A 16,811-nucleotide genomic window follows, 5' to 3' on the forward strand; every position below is an offset into this window, starting at 1 on the left:
CGCCTTAGTGCTCTTCGATCACTACTAAGGCTTGTCCTGGCGACACGCGCTGACCTTTATCTAGTAGCACTTGTTTGACGACGCCCGAGCTTGTCGCATGAACAGGAATTTCCATTTTCATGGACTCTAAAATCATCAAGACCTGACCTTTAACAACTTCTGAATCCGACGTAATCTCGCTCTGCCAAACACTCCCTGATACAGGGCTGTCTACAACAATCTGCCCTTCCTCCCAGCTCGTTTCACTCAAATCGAGATTATCTTCAGCCACTTCGAAGTTAAACTGTCCTGTACGATGCCACTCTGCCAACTCCGCTTCAAAAGCGGCTTCGCGTTTGCCCTTAAAGGTATCAATGGATTCTTGATTCTCGGATAAAAACGCTTGATATTCAGATAGGCTGAATGAGCCTTCTTCAACTTTGATCGGGTAAGTGCCAACAGGAAATTGCTCACGAATTGTCATCAATTCGTCGTGAGAAACCTCATAGAATCGAATTTGATCAAAGAAGCGCAAAAGCCAAGGTTTCTCGAAAAACTCGGTCTTCCTGTAGCGATTCCACATTTGAAGCGTGCGGCCAACAAACTGATAACCGCCCGGCCCTTCCATGCCATAAACACATAGATATGAGCCACCGATGCCAACAGAGTTTTCGGCTGTCCACGTGCGCGCTGGATTGTACTTTGTGGTCACAAGACGATGACGGGGATCGACAGGCGTGGCAACCGGCGCACCTAAGTACACATCGCCTAAACCCATCACCAAGTAAGAGGCATCGAAGACAATTTTCTTCACATCATCAATGCTTTCTAGCCCATTGATACGGCGAATAAACTCTAAATTACTTGGGCTCCACGGTGCGTTTTCACGAACGGTTTGATCGTACTTTTCAATCGCCAATCGACAAGCTTCGTCATCCCAAGACAGCGGCAAATAAACCGTACGCGATGGTACACGTAAAGACTGAAGTCGTGTTTTCAAGGCATCCTCTGCTGACTGCAAGTGCAGCATCAACACGCCTAAAGACAGGGTCTGACTGTCATAGTGCACTTGAAGAGAACGGATTCCCGGAGTGAGTTCAAGCACACCTTCTATGTCTGCATCTTGCAAGAATTGCATCAAAGCATGCGCTCGAAAACGTAGAGCAATATCTAAGCTCTGCTCACCATATTCGACCAACAAGAACTGATCACCGGCGACACGATATGTCACCGCAACGCCATACTCTTCAGCAGATAAGGTCTTTAAGATCGGTGTAGTTTGTGGCTCGTGCTCGATCACTTCTTTTTCAAAATGCAAAGAACGCAAACAACGCTGCTGACGTGCGTACAACTCGACGGCATCCGTGACAGAAACAGCCTTAAAGCGCACTTTAGCACCCGCTTTGAGCTGGCCTAATTTCCAGAGGTCTGCTTGAATGACCGTCGCAGGACAAACAAATCCACCAAGAGATGGTCCATCTGGACCAAGGATAACAGGCATATCGCCGGTAAAATCTACCGTACCAAAGGCGTAAGCGTTATCGTGAATATTAGAAGGATGTAACCCTGCCTCACCGCCGTTTTCTCGCGCCCAATTGGGCTTTGGTCCAATTAGGCGAACACCCGTGCGGCTTGAGTTGTAATGCACTTCCCAGGTATGTTCAAAAAAGGTATCAATATCTTCCCGTGTGAAAAAGTCAGGCGAACCATGAGGCCCGCAGATAACCCGCAGCTCCCACATGTTTTCAATGCTAGGGAGAAGTTCAATCGGCGCCTGCTCATGGGAGCTACTATCAAGAGAAGTATTGTCATCTGAAGAACTTTCATCCCCAGCGCGATCAATCTGATTTAGATGTAAGACATCACCAATACGCAAAGCACGACCGTTATGTCCGCCAAACTGTCCTAAGGTAAATGTCGAACGAGAGCCCATATATGCTGGGCAATTCAAACCACCTTGAATGCAAAGATAAGCGCGCGTGCCGGCACCAGTAATACGGCCAAGTTTTAGAACTTCTCCCGCGTTAATACTTAATACTTGATTTAGCTCAATGGGCTTATCGTCAAGGGTGGACTCGATCTTGGCACCAGTGATGACCACTTGTGTGCTTGTCTGGAATTGCAGCTCAGGACCTTGAACGGTAATTTCTAGGCCTGCTGCATCATCTGGGTTATCTAATAGGCGATTACCCAACTGGAATGAATAACTATCAAACGGTCCAGATGGCGGAACGCCAACATCCCAATACCCTACTCGGCCTGGCAAATCTTGAATGGTCGTCTGCGTTCCGCCAGTGATCACATCAATGCGTGCAGGTGTGAATGTAAAGTCATTCAAATAACGTGTCGTAACGAGACCACCTTCCAAAACAGGGTCGCGTAACAAACGCTTTAGATACGCAAGATTCGTTTCTGCACCGTACAAGCGAATATCATCGAGCGCATCGCGTAAACAAATCAAAGCATGCTGACGGTCATGCCCCTTAACGATGACTTTCGCCAACATAGGATCAAAATAAGGAGGTACTTCAATGCCCGACTCAATCCAGTGATCAATGCGCACATGTGGGTAGCCTGGAAACGACACCTTGCTGAGCAACCCTGGACAAGGTTGGAAGTCGCGATATGGATCTTCCGCATACAAACGCACTTGAATAGCATGCCCATGCGCCTTCAAATTCTTACGTTTATTGGCAAGATCAATGTCTTCTCCAGATGCGAGTTTTAGCATCCACTCGACGAGGTCGATGTCGAAGACCTCTTCGGTAACACCGTGCTCAACTTGTAAGCGGGTATTCACTTCTAAGAAATAGAATTGGTGCGTATCGGCATCAACAAGAAACTCAACCGTGCCTGCATTGCGATAACTTACCTGAGACAATAAAGCCTCAGCGGTTTGATGCAGCTCTGCTGCAAGCTCTGCGGGTAAATTTGGCGCAGGACATTCTTCCACGACCTTTTGGTTACGACGCTGGCTAGAGCAATCGCGCTCTCCAATGGCTAAGGCATTGCCTTGTCCATCACCAAACACCTGAACCTCAATATGACGCGCGCGTGCAATGAATTTCTCGATGAAAACACCATCATCCGCAAAGTTATTCGCACCAAGTCGTTTTACAGAATCATAAGCTTGCTCGAGTTCTTCAGGACCTAAACACACTTGCATGCCGATGCCACCGCCACCAGCGGTGCTTTTGAGCATGATCGGATAAGCAATGTTTTCAGCAACACGCAGCGCTTCATCCAAGCTTGGTAATAATTCCGACCCCGATAACAAGGGTACGTTTGCTTTTTGGGCTAGCTCACGCGCTTTGTGCTTGAGTCCAAAGACTTGAATCTGTTCTGGCGTCGGCCCGCTAAACGCGATGCCTTCAGATTCGCAACGCTCTACAAATCTCGGGTTTTCGCTAAGAAAACCATATCCGGGGTGGATCGCTTGTGCACCCGACTCTTTGGCAATGGCGATAATTTTATCGATATCAAGATAGGTGTCAGCGGCAGGGCCATCACCTAAGCAGTAAGACTCACTAGCTTGACGAACATGAAGGCTTTGGGCGTCGCTCTGCGCGTAGATCGCAACTGACGCGACATTCAATTCGTTCAGAGTGCGAATGATGCGTGCGGCAATAGCTCCACGATTCGCAATCAATACTTTGTTGAACATAGATCATCGTGTCGGGCCGTCCCGCATGAAAATACAACAGTGGTCGTCCACTGAGGTTGCTGTGCGTTTAGGCCGCGCTCGACCAGACTAAATATTCAATAGGCGTGGGGTTGTAGCCATTGCAAGGGTTGTTAAGTTGCGGACAATTCGAAATAAGCACCACCACGTCCATCTCGGCGCGTAGCTCGACATATTTCCCAGCGCCAGAAATACCATCTTCGAAGGTTAAATCGCCCTCTTCTGTGACAGGGACGTTCATAAAGAAATTGATGTTATGACTGATATCGCGCTTCGTAATTCCGTACTGAGGATTCTCGGCAATCGCCAACATCCAGCTATCACGACAGGCGTGCATGCAACGCTTTTCGAGGTCATAGCGCACAGTATTGCTTTCCGTCGCACAAGCACCACCAAGGGTGTCGTGACGACCGCAAGTGTCAGCAACAATTTCAAGCATCACGTTATTAAAATTTGATCGAAGCTCTGAACCTGCAGTGAGGTAAACAGCACCCTGCTCGCGCACAGTATCCATCGCGCTGTAACGTTCAGTCGGGTTGTGTGCATTAAAAAACAAGGTGTCAGCGGCTTGGTTGCCTTCTAGGTCTAGAATACGGATGATTTCTCCCGCATTGACCACACCAATGTAATAGTCCCCTGCATCAACCACTTGTCGGGTCAGTGCATTTTCAGGAAGTAATGTGCTCTCAATAATCATGGCGTGCCCCCTAAGCCCAACTGATACAAGGCATTGTTTGCAAATCCTCGTCCATTTTCAGGGCGGAAATTCTTACAGTAATCATCTTCGGTGACAGGCAATGCCTCACCCAATTCAATTTTTACGTCCATTGTTGGGTAGCTTGAAGACTGATCTAAAGGATGTGGGCAGGTATGCAGCACAACAATGGAATCTATCTCCATACGCAAAGTCACTGAAGCACCTTGTGTATCTGCCGAGGCATCAAGTGCCATCTGACCTTCAGAATTTACCGAGACCTTACTAAACCAATTAATGTTTGCCGCCAAATCTGCGGGGCCCAAACCATATTTCGCAAGCTCTACTAAGGTCGCGTCGTGCCCATTTTGCAGCCAATCATTTCGATCTGTTTGATAGTCACGCGCACCCCAGCGCGCCTCAATATGAGAGGCATGAGAATTACCACAAACTGATTCGTGCCAGCCGAGAGAATCCTCAACGATCGAAGCGAAAATTCGCCCCATATCTGAATACAAGCAATTGCCTTTTGTGAGTTTAAATGTGTGCTGGCACTTGAGGGTATCAGGCGCGTTGTAGCGCTCTAATAAGTCCTCGGGGTTATAAAACAACATTCCAACGTTGGCGCCGCCAAGTAAGTCTGTTAGTCGTAAAATCGTGCCTTTACGTAAGCGAAAAGACCAATGTGAGCCTTCCGCAATTTGAGTGGTGTAAGAAATAGAACGGATGTACTCGCTCATAACTTGTCCTTACTTTCTTTTTTAATAGATGTAGCCGCGCAAAACACGACTGATTGCTAATGTCTCTTATTACTTCGATCTAAATAGGCTTATGCAACCTGTTGCGGAACAGGCCGAATGTCATCATCGATTTCTCGATATAGGTCATGATCAACCTGTCCTACCGCCAAATCGTAGGTAATGCCCGCGCCAAAGCGCTGAGGCGCTTGCTCGTCATGACGTAACTTATCGAAGACCCACAAACGTGTGCCAAGATAAAAACCTTCTTTCAGGTCATGTGTGACCATGAAGATAGTCAGCTTGTGCTCTTTCCATAGCTTGAGCACCAATGCGTGCATATCTGCACGTATACCCGGATCAAGCGCACCAAAAGGTTCATCCAATAACAGAATTCTCGGTTTACCAAGCAAGGCTTGTGCAATGGCCAAACGCTGCTTCATGCCACCAGATAACTCATGCGGGTATTTGTCGACCGCATAACTCAAGCCAACTTGATCTAGTATTTCTAAGGCTTCTTTTACCGCTTCTCTTCGCGCTTTGCCGAACAGCAAACCCGTAAAACCTTTACGCTGAAAACCTTTGCTTGTCACAACGTTTTCTAAAACCGTCATGTGCGGAAACACCGAATACTGCTGAAACACAATGCCCCGATCAGCTCCGGGTTCATTCGGGATAGGTTTGCCATCGAGCAAGATTTCTCCGCGGCTTGGCTCAACAGTTCCCAGTAACATGTTTAAGAAGGTGCTTTTGCCGCAGCCAGACGTGCCAACTAAGGTGACAAATTCACCCTGCTGTACGGTAACATCGAGCCCTTCAAGAACGACATTGTCGCCATAGGTTTTCCAAACCTTGTTCACCTGAAGCATCGGGGTATCAGACGTTTTTTCTATTGCTGAAGAATCAATCATGCTCATTGTCTTATGCTCTCTCATTCCAAGGGAACAACGTTTTGTTCAAGTGCTTTAAGCCTTGATCGATAAAGAACGCGAGCACAGTAATCCATGCGACATACGGCAAGATCACATCCATCGCCATATAACGTCTTACCAAGAAGATGCGGTAACCAAGCCCATCGGTTGAGGCTACGGCTTCAGCAGCAATCAGAAACAGCCACCCAGCACCTAACGATAAGCGCACTGCATCAATCAGTTTTGGAAGGATTTGTGGCAGTACCACACGCATTAAAATCTGACTCGTATTGGCACCTAAAGTCTGTGCTTTAACGAGTTGCTCGGGCGGAATCTCTTGTGTTCGTCGTTGAATATCACGCGCAATAAACGGCGTAATGCCGATGGCAATCAAGACAACTTTCGAGAGCTCACCTAGACCAAAAACGATGAACAAAATTGGCAGGATGGCTAAAGGAGGAATCAGTGAAACAACCGTCAGTAAAGGAGATACCCAAGCGGTAAACAAAGGCAAAGCGCCCGTTATTACTCCAACAAACAAGCCAATGGCCGCAGCGATTAATACACCTAGGCCAAGACGTGTGAGACTACTCGCTGTGTCCTGCCAAAAAACATAGTCGCCTGTGCGCTTGCTCGGTTCCAAGGCCATTCTTGATAAACCATCTCCAATCTGACTAAAACTCGGGAGGAGCTTGTCATTAGGATTCACTTCTAAACGCGCATCCGAACTCACCATATAAAGCACGATCATTAGCACGAAAGGTAGCAAGCCTAAGAACACTTTGAATGTTCTATCTGGCGTCTGGTTTATCAGTTTCTTCATGGCCTTGGCCTCACATCAATACAGGCATTCGTTTATGCTCTATAGCTTGCCGTCAGCAGCCATCTGCATGTAGCTTGGGTCAAAACGGAACTTCACGTTTGATGCATCACCGAAGGTACCTTTTGGCATTTCAATTCCGATAAATCCTGCATCTGGAGCACCTTCACCTAACAAGCCATGCTTGAAAGAAAACTCCGCAACATTTTCCATGGTGCTCACAAGAGCATCGCTATTTGTTAGTTCAAGAGCTTGCGCTGGCGTGTAGAACATTTCAGTACTTGCTAACTGTGCTTCATAACCAGTCAAGTCAGTACCTGATGCTTCTGCCATGTACGTTTTTGCTGAAGTCGCTGCATCATCAGAGCCACTCATTAAGCCCATGATTTCGTACCATGCACCCACTAAAGCTCTCCCAAGATCAGGGTTCGCAGCCAAGGTCTCTGTATTTATCACAAGCAAATCGATGATTTCACCTGGAATCATTGAAGAGTCGAATACTTTAGTGCTGTTTGGCATCGCTTCGATTTCGCTGAGCAAGGGATTCCATGTTGCAACCGATGTAACGTCATCTGTGCCATAAACAGCAACCATGTCTGCATCAGAGGTATTCACAACAGTGAGATCTTTTTCGGTTAAACCAACCGTTTCAAGACCACGTGCTAGCAAGTAATGCGATACGCTCAACTCAACCAAGTTAACGTTTTGGCCTTTGATGTCAGCTAGGGAATCTTTGCCTTTCAACACGATACCGTCGTTACCATTTGAGAAGTCACCAACTACGAGCGCCGTGCTATCTACACCACCTGCGGCTGGAATCGTAAGGGCATCCATGTTTGTCATCGTACAAGCCGCGAACTCGCCTGCAGAGTATTGGTTGATCGACTCGATGTAGTCATTAATCTGAACGACCTCAATATCGATACCGTATTTGTCGCCCCATTTCTTCACGATGCCTTGCTCGGCGCCATACGCCCAAGGCATCCAGCCGACATAAATCGACCAGCAAATTTTGAAGCTATCAGAAGCTTGTGAGACAGATGAAAGTGAGAACGCAAGAAGAAGTGCTGCGATACGTTTCATGGATTACCTCTCTTTTTGTTTGTATTACACGGAGTACCCTCGGCATACACCAAGCAAGTCTCCCGGGCTTTTATCCCGCCGTGTAACCCATGCTCTTCTCAGAGGAGAGGTCGAATGCTCTCGGACCAGTCGTTAAGCGATTGGCTGTTTGCCTTATTTTGCTTAACCGGAACCCTAGCGTTCTATTTGAAAACCAAATTGTGTTGCCCGGTATGACAAGGGTACGGACAGGTAGTGAGTTGCAAACGCTGCGCCAAGGAGTATTTTTTTATATATTTCATATATTTAAAAAATACTGAGGCCTAATCTAGTTCAGTAAACGATGCGCTCGAGCACCAGAATTATGCGCACCATAACACTGCGCACCAAAATAACTCATCACTCTATTTCGACATGAGCGAACGCGTACCATCCATGACAAGTGAAAAATGAAATTCCAAAACATCGCCTGAGTAATATGAATCGGCTTTGACTTGAGATAGCTCAAGTACCGGATTGCAATGCTTTGAAATACTGTAAAAAATAATCAGTGTTGATCAGCATGAACGAACAACAAACGCTCTCAAGAAAAGCCAATCTTCCTCTACTTCTCTTCCATGGTTTGGGAACCATACTCGGTGCAGGAATTTATGTTCTTGTCGGGAAAATAGCCGCAACGTCAGGAACACTCGCCCCCCTTGCATTCTTGGTCGCAGCTATTGTTGCAGGGATTACGGCACTCAGTTACTGCCAGCTGGTTGTCATGTTTCCCAAACGCTCGGGTGAAACGCATTATGTTGATGCGGCATTTCAACAACCCTTTCTAACGCGTGTCATTGGCTTACTCGTGGTCTTTACGGGCATTGTGTCTTGCGCAACGCTCGCCAATGGCTTCGTTGGCTATTTGCAGTCTTTTTATCCAATCGAAAGTTGGATTGCGATTTGTATCGTGGTGATAGAAATGAGTGCGATCGCTTTTTATGGCATTGCTGAATCACTATGGGCCGCAACAATCGTCACCCTTATTGAGATATCAGGTCTGGCTTTAGTCGTTTTTTATGGCGGCAGTCAGGTCGAACTCACAACCACCTCACTCAACGAACTATTTGTTCCGACTTCGACAAATGATTTCGGTTTAATTTTAGCCGGTGCTTTTCTAACCTTTTATGCATTCATTGGATTTGAAGACATGGTCAATATTGTTGAAGAGGTCAAAGAACCTGAACGCACGATGCCGCGTGCGATTATTCTCGCTTTGTTAATATCTTCGGTGATCTACATTGCTGTCGCGGTTGTGGCCATACTAGCCATGCCAATGGCAGAATTAGCCAATTCAGAGGCCCCTTTAAGAGCACTGTTAGAACGTTATGACACTAATCTAGGAAAATGGATTTCAGTGATCAGTTTATTTGCCATTATCAACGGGGTTCTCACCCAAATTATTATGGCATCGCGCGTACTTTACGGCATGGCGAATCAACAACGTGTACCACAAGTATTTGGCCTCATTTCTGAGAAAACCAAAACACCTTGGTTCGCGACATTCGCCGTAACTGGGGTAGTTTTAATGTTTGCCCTCGCGCTACCGCTCGTCACACTTGCTTCTTACAGAAGCTTTATTGTGCTGTGTGTTTTTACTCTCGTGAACGCATCTTTGGTTGTACTCAGACGAAACAAAATGACGAAAGACTTCACGTTAAAAACACCCGCTTACCCTTTGTTAGGAACCATTATCTGCATCGCCTTGCTCATCTTTAAAATCGCATATTAACGCTAGTTTGACGCACGATACTTAGGTAAGCTGACGCAAAACAAATTCCTTAGCTGTCAGCCCTCCTATGAAATTAACCACTACCCTCACGTGCCGAGATCATACATCGTTATTGATCAGTGAATTTAGCCCTGAAAATCCCCCACTCGGCACCATCGTTATTGCAAGTGCCTTCGGTGTAAACCAAAGTTTTTATTGGCCAATGGCCGAGTTCTTTGTCAAACAAGGCTATAAAGTGCTTTGCTTTGATTATCGAGGAACGGGCGATAACGAATCGCTAACGCGAGAAGACTTTGAGCTGAGTGAGTGGGGAACACAAGACATAGAAGGCGTGCTGCGTTATGCCATATCAAAGACCGATCAGGTGTATTTCATTGGCCATAGTATTGGCGGACAACTACTCGCCTTAGCCCCTTCGAGCGAGCAGCTTAAAAGTGCAGTATTTGTTGCCGCGAGCGCGCCCTACTGGAAGCGATGGCCACGCCTTGCGGATGGACTAAAAATTCGCGTCAATATTGGTTTTATCCTACCCATCGTAAGCAGAATTTATTCGCCATTCCCTGCTGACAAATTCGGGCTAGGCAATCAAAACCTGCCTTCAAAAGCCGTACAACAGTGGGCTAAATGGATGAGTAAACCAAACTATTTGCTGGATCCGAGTTTCGGGCTTGATTGCTCTCGTTTTTATTCAATGCAAATACCTATTTTGTCTTACGCATTCTCTGACGATGCGCTCGCGCCGAAAGAAAACATTAACCATCTTTTGCGTCAGTTCCACGAAGCTGATTGCGAACTAAAACTAGTTAAACCCAAAGATGTGGACGCGAAACACATCGGCCATACTGGAATGTTTAAAGCTAAATTTGAAAGCACCTTATGGAAAGAAACATTCGAGTTTCTGACAGCACACAACTAATACCCACTTCATTAAAAAATAAGAATAAGGCAACGATCATGAATCAGTATTTAAAGATGTTTGAACAAATGGGCGGAGAAGGCTTTTCAAAGGGCATTGCAACGGTTGCACCCTACTTCGAAAGCATCGACCCTTTGGTGACCGTATTACGCCCTGGCTATTGCGAAATGATTCTGAAGAACCAGAAGAAAGTGCAGAATCATCTTGGTTGTATACATGCCATCGCTATGTGCAATGCTGCAGAACTCGTTGGCGGAGTTACAACCGAAGTCTCAACACCAGAAGGTACACGCTGGATACCAGAAGGCATGAGCGTGAAATACCTCGTGAAGGCCAAAACCGACTTGATCGTAAAGTGTGAAGCTGACGATATTGATTTCACACAAGACGGAAAAATAGATGTGCCCGTCGCCGCCTATAACGACGAGGGCGTGAAGTGCTTTACAGCACTAATCACGATGAATGTGAAGCGTTAGTAGCGCAAAGACCACGACAAACCAAAGGTCCGCGCATCATTCAAGTTGAAATCATCACTGATTAAACCAACGTTCCACGCCTGCGACTGTAAATTGAGTTCTAGTGCCTGCGTTTTTAGATCAATGACAGTTTTAACACCGAGACTTTCAGTAACTTTATAGCCGAAACCCAAGGACGGGTAGGTATAATCATCATAGTGAAAAACACCTGCATAAACGTCCCAGAGTTCATCAAAACCGTATAAAAACTCTGCATCGTATCGAGGTTCGAGTTTTAAACGGTGATCACGATAGTCTTCAACGCCAGTCAAAATGGGTTTTACGTCAATCAACCCCTCAGGCGATATACTTAAACGGTTAGATGTCGCATTGGCGGCAGTATAGGGTGCCTCTTTTATAGTGATTTCATTGACCACATCTAGAAAAGATATTGATAGCGCGAGACTATCAGTTAGTTTTGATTGCACATGAAAATCAAGGGTGTAACCGTAGCCTTTAGGTCTACGAGCAATTCGATCAAGAAGCTTATCTTTGCTGTATACGTAGTCTAGAGCTATGTCGCCCACGTAATCATCATCAGTAACTTCAACACGGCCATCGATAAAGCCCTGCATATAGCTTGTGACTTGTAACCAGCTTGCGTCAGCACTGATCTTAATGTCGTTATTTACTTTATATTGATACCCTAACTTCAAGCCGGTGGAACGCATGTGTAAAACATCAAGATACAAGTCATAAGTCCGGTTCGTCTCGATAGGTTTGTCATTCTTTTCCCGAAAAACGAGCTCTGCAACGTCCTCAGTATAATTTAGCGTGTAGTCGTACCGAGCGACAGCCGCTAGTTTAAGCCCCTTATATACTCCACCGATTTCCCAAATATTGTGAGTAAAAGAATGCTCACCTCCATCGAAGTCCTCACCCTCAAACTCATCTAAAACAATCTGGGTAATCGATGACGTCTGACTGTGCCCGTAGAGATTTGCGTCAAAATAAAACTCAGTTTCGTTCGCTTGGAGTACGGAGCTAAACGAAATAATAAAAAAAGAAAAAGATATTAAATATCGAAACATCACTACAACTTAAAAAGAGGCCGAAGCCTCTTTAAAAAATGAATTAAAAGGATAATTAAGCGCTAGAACAGGGATTCGAGTTCTAACTTATCGGGATTACTCTCGTCTGCATAGATCAGCAAATCAACACCGTTGCGCTGTTCATACCAACCGTACAAGAAGTCACGTTCATCGGTAACTCCATCGCGATTTGAGTCCAAGCGCATTTCTACGGAAATTTCTTCTTCACCAGGATCAACATAAGTATCAATTCCTAGCTTTATTTGAATACCCTCCGCTGGTTTCTCTAGATATAGATCACCTACGTAATATGTATCTTCATATCGAGAAGAAAATAATAAAAAATCATAATCAATACTGCCGTGAAGTTTGATCCAATGGCCAGGATAAGAGAGATTAAGTGCTATATCAGCGAAAAACTGCGAAGTCGTATCGAAAGAAAAGTCCACAACAACCACATCAGAAACACCGGATAAACTGGCACTAAAACGCAAGTCAGCACTAATTCCTAGAAATTCATTATTGTTATCATCACCATCAAAATAGACCTCATTTGACTCGTAGTAACAAGAATAGGACTTATGACACTTATCCAATAAAATGGCCCAATCACTTAAATTAGAATCATCGAGAGAGATATCCAGCCCAAGTAAAAAGTTTTCGCCTGACTGGTTTCCAGCACTCCCCATCAAAGATAAAGTCGCTTCGCTGAATTCTTCTACATAAATATGGTTGAAGTACATATCATATAAGTACTCTTGGCCCTCATACTCGACTACCTCTTTGTAAAAGCCATTTGACTTCTCTTTAGAGATCACAAAGTCTCTGAGCGAAAGATCGATCTGCCCTACAAATGTTAAAGGGTCTGGAATATCTTCTGTTTCTATTTGAGAAACGCTTGCATTTAATTGAGCATCAAGTTCTGAAATTGTCCAATCTGACTGGTGCAACAATATGCGTTCAAACGAATATTCGTCACTATACGTCTGAACAGCTATCTCTTCTCTGACACTCCCCCAATAAAAAGCACGAACAAAACTTTCACTAAGGGTCAGTTCAACTGTATTTGAAACAATAGATCCTTGCAGCGCCATATCAATAACACCGTGATGCGTTTCATTATTCACTTTATCCGCTTGATCTTTTGGATCGTCAAAAATAGTCATGTCACCATTCTCAAAAGACTGCTCAACAAGAGCCAACGCATTTAATTGGACCGACACATCAACCGGCAAAGTGCGTGGAATATCTTTACGACGCACCATAACATCATCGTTCACAGAAAAAGTGCGGGCGCCTTCCTCGTCTACAGTTACGTTAACTATAATAATGCTTTGATCTCGCTCATCTACAATTTCAGTACTCCCTGCAGGGATAGTAAGCTCTGCTAAATCGGGATTCCCCATTTCATATGTTTTAAGAATTGCTTCCAGCGATTTCATAATAGCTTTATAAGCATACTCAGCATCTTCCGAGCTCATCATTGATGCAGCATCAAGCTGAAACTCAAAGCCATCCAACACATAGCCTACAGATTGCAACTGAGTGCCTTCAGGGTCTTCAATAATTGAAGAATCAATGGCTACTCCTAGCTCACGAACCTCTTCGACAAAACCTTTAATTTTCTCGACTCCCTCGATGAGATTTGAGTCACTCGGGACTCCTATCGAACCAAAATCAGCGGGTTCTTGGCTATCAGCTAGCGCTGCAGCAAAATTGAAATCTCCGAAAGCATCAGCAATCGCAACAATAAGGTTTGGCGACAAATCATCAGATAATTGGACATGGATACTCACCCTTCTCACTAGTTCAGCTGCTCGAGTATAAATTTCATTCATACCGGTAACATGATCAGACTCCGCATTGTCTGGAACACCATAAAGCTGAAAAAAATCAGCAAACTTATCCAGTGATGCAAATAGATTAGCGCTTGAACCAGATGCATGACTATCATCCTGCACGGCAGAAATCAGGGCAGAGTTTATTGCGGCAAATTTAAGAGCTATGTCTTCACGCACACTAACGCGAGCGACAGAGTCGGTGTCAGTAATATCGTGCGCAACGATCTGGGTAATATCTCTCGCTAAACCAAAACGGTCAGCGATCCTGCTATTCGCTTCTCTGATCTTATTTTCTAGTTCGAATTGATTAGCATATGAGTCATTAAGAAATAAGTTCGCGGCAATATGCGATAGTGGAGAAATAGTCCCCTTAAGCGTCCCATCTGAGCTGATCAGTACAGCCGTCATATGAAAATTTTCTGGAACAGGAACCCAAGAGCCAAAAGAATAACGATCATCATCTGAATCTGGTGAGCCATCGACATCACAGTGTGGGTAAATATCACACCGCATCTCTGAATCACTCATCGAACTCATTTTGAGATATAAAGGAGCAGAAGCAAATTCATTTGGTAGCTCAAAGAAGAAAGAGCCAGATTCGTCTGTAATGGCCTCTGCAATTGGAGTGTTAGAAACTCCTTCGATAGGGTCTATTACGTATGCTTCTACAAGCGCATTATGAATGATCCCTTTCATTACCTGACCATCGATCGCGGGCCCCGAAGACTCTACAACTGGTGCGGAAGATGATGCGCTCTCACCTGAACCGCCTCCACCACAGGCGGTTAATATAGCCATTGCGGCCAACACTACTATTCGGCTAAGTCCCTTCATATACAACTCCATTATGAGGCGCCCTCAAGATACCTTGGGGCATTATTTATTTTTGTTAGTTACATAAAGTTACATATTACAGGAGATAAATATAAATTTCAGGAATAAACTGATCAAAGTTAAGTGACAGGCGCATCAAAAACACAAAGTCCGACGGTGCTAAAGTTCTGAGTGCGGAGTTCTCATCGTCATCAAAGGATGCAATTTTTTTAGCCGGCCATAAATTAAATCAAATAGGACAAACTCATTAATTCAGATAATGACGACTTGCTCGTTACTTAGTTTGCCGTTAACGTCCATGGCGCACATCGTTTTGCTGTCGTGTGCGGATTATAAAAATAAATACAAGGTAAACAGCATGACAAAAACCATTCAAAAATTTCTTAGTTTTTCAGTCCTAATTTTCTCAAGCAGTTTCGCTGCCGCAGCGCAAGATACGCTCGACTATGGCTTGTACTGGTTTGATGAAAACAACACTTCCGTCAAGGCAATTGAACAAGACGGTACAGTGAACAATGTCTCCTTAAACTACTTTGATCCAACCAAATCAACCATTATTCACTTCCATGGATGGCAAAATGGTTCATCGCAAAACAACTATTCACGTGAAGATTTTTTATTCGATTACAACGGCGAGAACGTGATTACATCGGCAAGTTGGAAAGCGCGTGATTGGAACATTGCGTACTTTTACTGGAACCAGTTAGCTGACGAGGCAGAAGTAAAAGATGCTGAAGCGAAAATCTGGACGCCCAATGGACCGCGCGGCATGCGTTATCGTTTAAACGATGGTTCGTATAGTACAGCGCTGTCACCAAACAAATCTGTTTCTGACATTGCGTTTGAACAAATCACATCAGTGCTTTCGGGCAGCACCTCATACTATGTTCGATTATCAGGTCATTCTCTTGGTAGCCAGTTAGCGACTAACGTCACAAAGAAAATCAGTGACGCGGTCTATAACGGTACTGTCGGCAATAACCTGACTGTCGACCGCTTAGAATTGCTTGATCCTTTCTGGTCAGCAGATCCAAAATCATACCTTGGTGATGCGAATGGCGACGGTAATACTGATTGGGTCGGCGAACATGCGCGCTGGGATATTCAAACCTTAATCGATCGACACAACTTGCCAGTAACTTGGTACAAATCGAGTGGTATTTTGGATATTTGGATCGGAGATCGAAATACGATCCTAGAGGGTATGGTTACGTTTATTCATAATCGATTCTGGTATTTGTCAGGCCCTGATTTCGTTAACAAACATAACCACGTGGTTCCTTGGTACTTCCGTTCAATGGCTTCAAATGCGCCTGAAGAAGTAACCATTACATGGTGGGGGGCACGCCGCACAACTGGCAAGCTAGCAGCAAGTGCTCGCACATCAGATTCACGTATTCAAGAGATGATGGGTGATCGATATCACTGGGATCAGGTAGAAGGTCGTTACACGACTGACCCTTCGGATGACCAATTCGAACGAAAGAACTACTAGAGCACAGTATGAGCCCCTCATAGGGGCTCAATCACTTCTCTGGAACAGGCGTATATTCGCAACTATCTCCAGGGATTTTTGGAAACTTCCCTTCTTTCCAATCACGGCTCGCTTGATCAATTTGTTCACGACTAAACGACACAAAGTTCCAAAACATATGTGGCGCAGTTGGAAAAGCTTCGCCACCGAGCATAAGCACGCGAGAATAACTCAAGCACTCCAAACATAAGTCATGCTCTTCAAGCACGACTGATTCATTGGCGCAAAACGTTTCACCACCAATTCGCACTTCGCCATCGAGCACATATATAAGGCAATCTTGTTCTGGGTTTGGGCGATCAAGCATTGATCCTGCTTTCGCAATCACGTCGAGATAAAACATGGGCGAATAGGTTTTAAGTGGTGAGGTCATGCCAAAGGCTTCGCCTGCTATCAAACGTTTGATCACACCATCGTGCATGAAATGCGGCAACTGTACTTTTTTGATGTGCGTGAAGCTTGGCTCGATTTCCGCCATGTCCTC

13 protein-coding genes and 1 riboswitch are annotated in these 16,811 nt (G+C 45.1%); of the genes, 4 read left to right on the forward strand and 9 right to left on the reverse strand.

Features of this window, described 5'->3' with window-relative positions; genetic code table 11:
* Positions 1-4: 4 nt before the first annotated feature.
* The 6 genes from uca to A3738_RS11400 form a co-directional block, all read right to left on the reverse strand.
* A complete protein-coding gene (uca, locus tag A3738_RS11375) occupies positions 5-3,643 on the reverse strand; it encodes an urea carboxylase (RefSeq protein ID WP_068763602.1) in 3,639 nt (1,212 codons plus the stop codon).
* A gap of 67 nt (positions 3,644-3,710) precedes the next feature.
* Positions 3,711-4,358: an urea amidolyase associated protein UAAP2 gene (locus A3738_RS11380; protein WP_068499863.1), complete on the reverse strand. Its 648-nt coding sequence runs from the start codon at positions 4,356-4,358 to the stop codon at positions 3,711-3,713.
* Positions 4,355-5,095, reverse strand: a complete 741-nt coding sequence (locus tag A3738_RS11385; protein WP_068499866.1) for an urea amidolyase associated protein UAAP1 — start codon at positions 5,093-5,095, stop codon at positions 4,355-4,357. Before A3738_RS11385 ends, A3738_RS11380 begins: the two co-directional genes overlap by 4 nt.
* Before the next feature lie 89 nt (positions 5,096-5,184).
* On the reverse strand, positions 5,185-6,003 hold the full coding sequence (locus A3738_RS11390; protein ID WP_231876628.1) for an ABC transporter ATP-binding protein: 819 nt from the start codon (positions 6,001-6,003) through the stop codon (positions 5,185-5,187).
* A gap of 10 nt (positions 6,004-6,013) precedes the next feature.
* A complete protein-coding gene (locus A3738_RS11395; protein WP_068499868.1) occupies positions 6,014-6,826 on the reverse strand; it encodes an ABC transporter permease in 813 nt (270 codons plus the stop codon).
* Between the two features lie 39 nt (positions 6,827-6,865).
* Positions 6,866-7,906 (reverse strand): putative urea ABC transporter substrate-binding protein, encoded by a 1,041-nt coding sequence (locus tag A3738_RS11400; RefSeq protein ID WP_068499870.1) that lies wholly within the window; start codon positions 7,904-7,906, stop codon positions 6,866-6,868.
* Positions 7,907-7,963: 57 nt separating this feature from the next.
* A riboswitch (guanidine-I (ykkC/yxkD leader) is annotated at positions 7,964-8,095 on the reverse strand.
* A 352-nt stretch (positions 8,096-8,447) separates the two neighbouring features.
* On the opposite strand from A3738_RS11400, the gene A3738_RS11405 reads away from it, so the two are divergent.
* The 3 genes from A3738_RS11405 (at position 8,448) to A3738_RS11415 (ending at position 11,048) form a co-directional block, all read left to right on the forward strand.
* A complete protein-coding gene (locus A3738_RS11405) occupies positions 8,448-9,656 on the forward strand; it encodes an APC family permease (protein WP_068499873.1) in 1,209 nt (402 codons plus the stop codon).
* A 67-nt stretch (positions 9,657-9,723) separates the two neighbouring features.
* Positions 9,724-10,572 carry an alpha/beta fold hydrolase gene (locus A3738_RS11410; protein ID WP_068499876.1) on the forward strand — a complete coding sequence of 283 codons (849 nt, stop codon included), beginning with the start codon at positions 9,724-9,726 and terminating at the stop codon, positions 10,570-10,572.
* A 38-nt stretch (positions 10,573-10,610) separates the two neighbouring features.
* Complete coding sequence (locus A3738_RS11415) at positions 10,611-11,048, forward strand: hotdog fold domain-containing protein (RefSeq protein ID WP_068499881.1); 438 nt, start codon at positions 10,611-10,613, stop codon at positions 11,046-11,048.
* Here the strand turns inward: A3738_RS11415 and A3738_RS11420 are convergent.
* Complete coding sequence (locus A3738_RS11420; protein ID WP_068499885.1) at positions 11,045-12,118, reverse strand: hypothetical protein; 1,074 nt, start codon at positions 12,116-12,118, stop codon at positions 11,045-11,047. The genes A3738_RS11415 and A3738_RS11420 overlap by 4 nt on opposite strands.
* A 62-nt stretch (positions 12,119-12,180) precedes the next feature.
* Positions 12,181-14,793, reverse strand: coding sequence for a hypothetical protein (locus tag A3738_RS11425; protein WP_156502225.1), 2,613 nt, complete (start codon positions 14,791-14,793; stop codon positions 12,181-12,183).
* A gap of 358 nt (positions 14,794-15,151) precedes the next feature.
* On the opposite strand from A3738_RS11425, the gene A3738_RS11430 reads away from it, so the two are divergent.
* Positions 15,152-16,288, forward strand: coding sequence for a cell adhesion protein (locus tag A3738_RS11430; RefSeq protein ID WP_068501997.1), 1,137 nt, complete (start codon positions 15,152-15,154; stop codon positions 16,286-16,288).
* A gap of 31 nt (positions 16,289-16,319) precedes the next feature.
* On the opposite strand, the gene A3738_RS31970 is transcribed toward A3738_RS11430, so the two are convergent.
* The gene (locus tag A3738_RS31970) at positions 16,320-16,805 is read right to left on the reverse strand and encodes a pirin family protein (RefSeq protein WP_231876629.1); all 486 of its coding nucleotides are present in this window, start codon (positions 16,803-16,805) and stop codon (positions 16,320-16,322) included.
* Positions 16,806-16,811: the final 6 nt, after the last annotated feature.

Source organism: Oleiphilus sp. HI0066 (genome assembly GCF_001635725.1).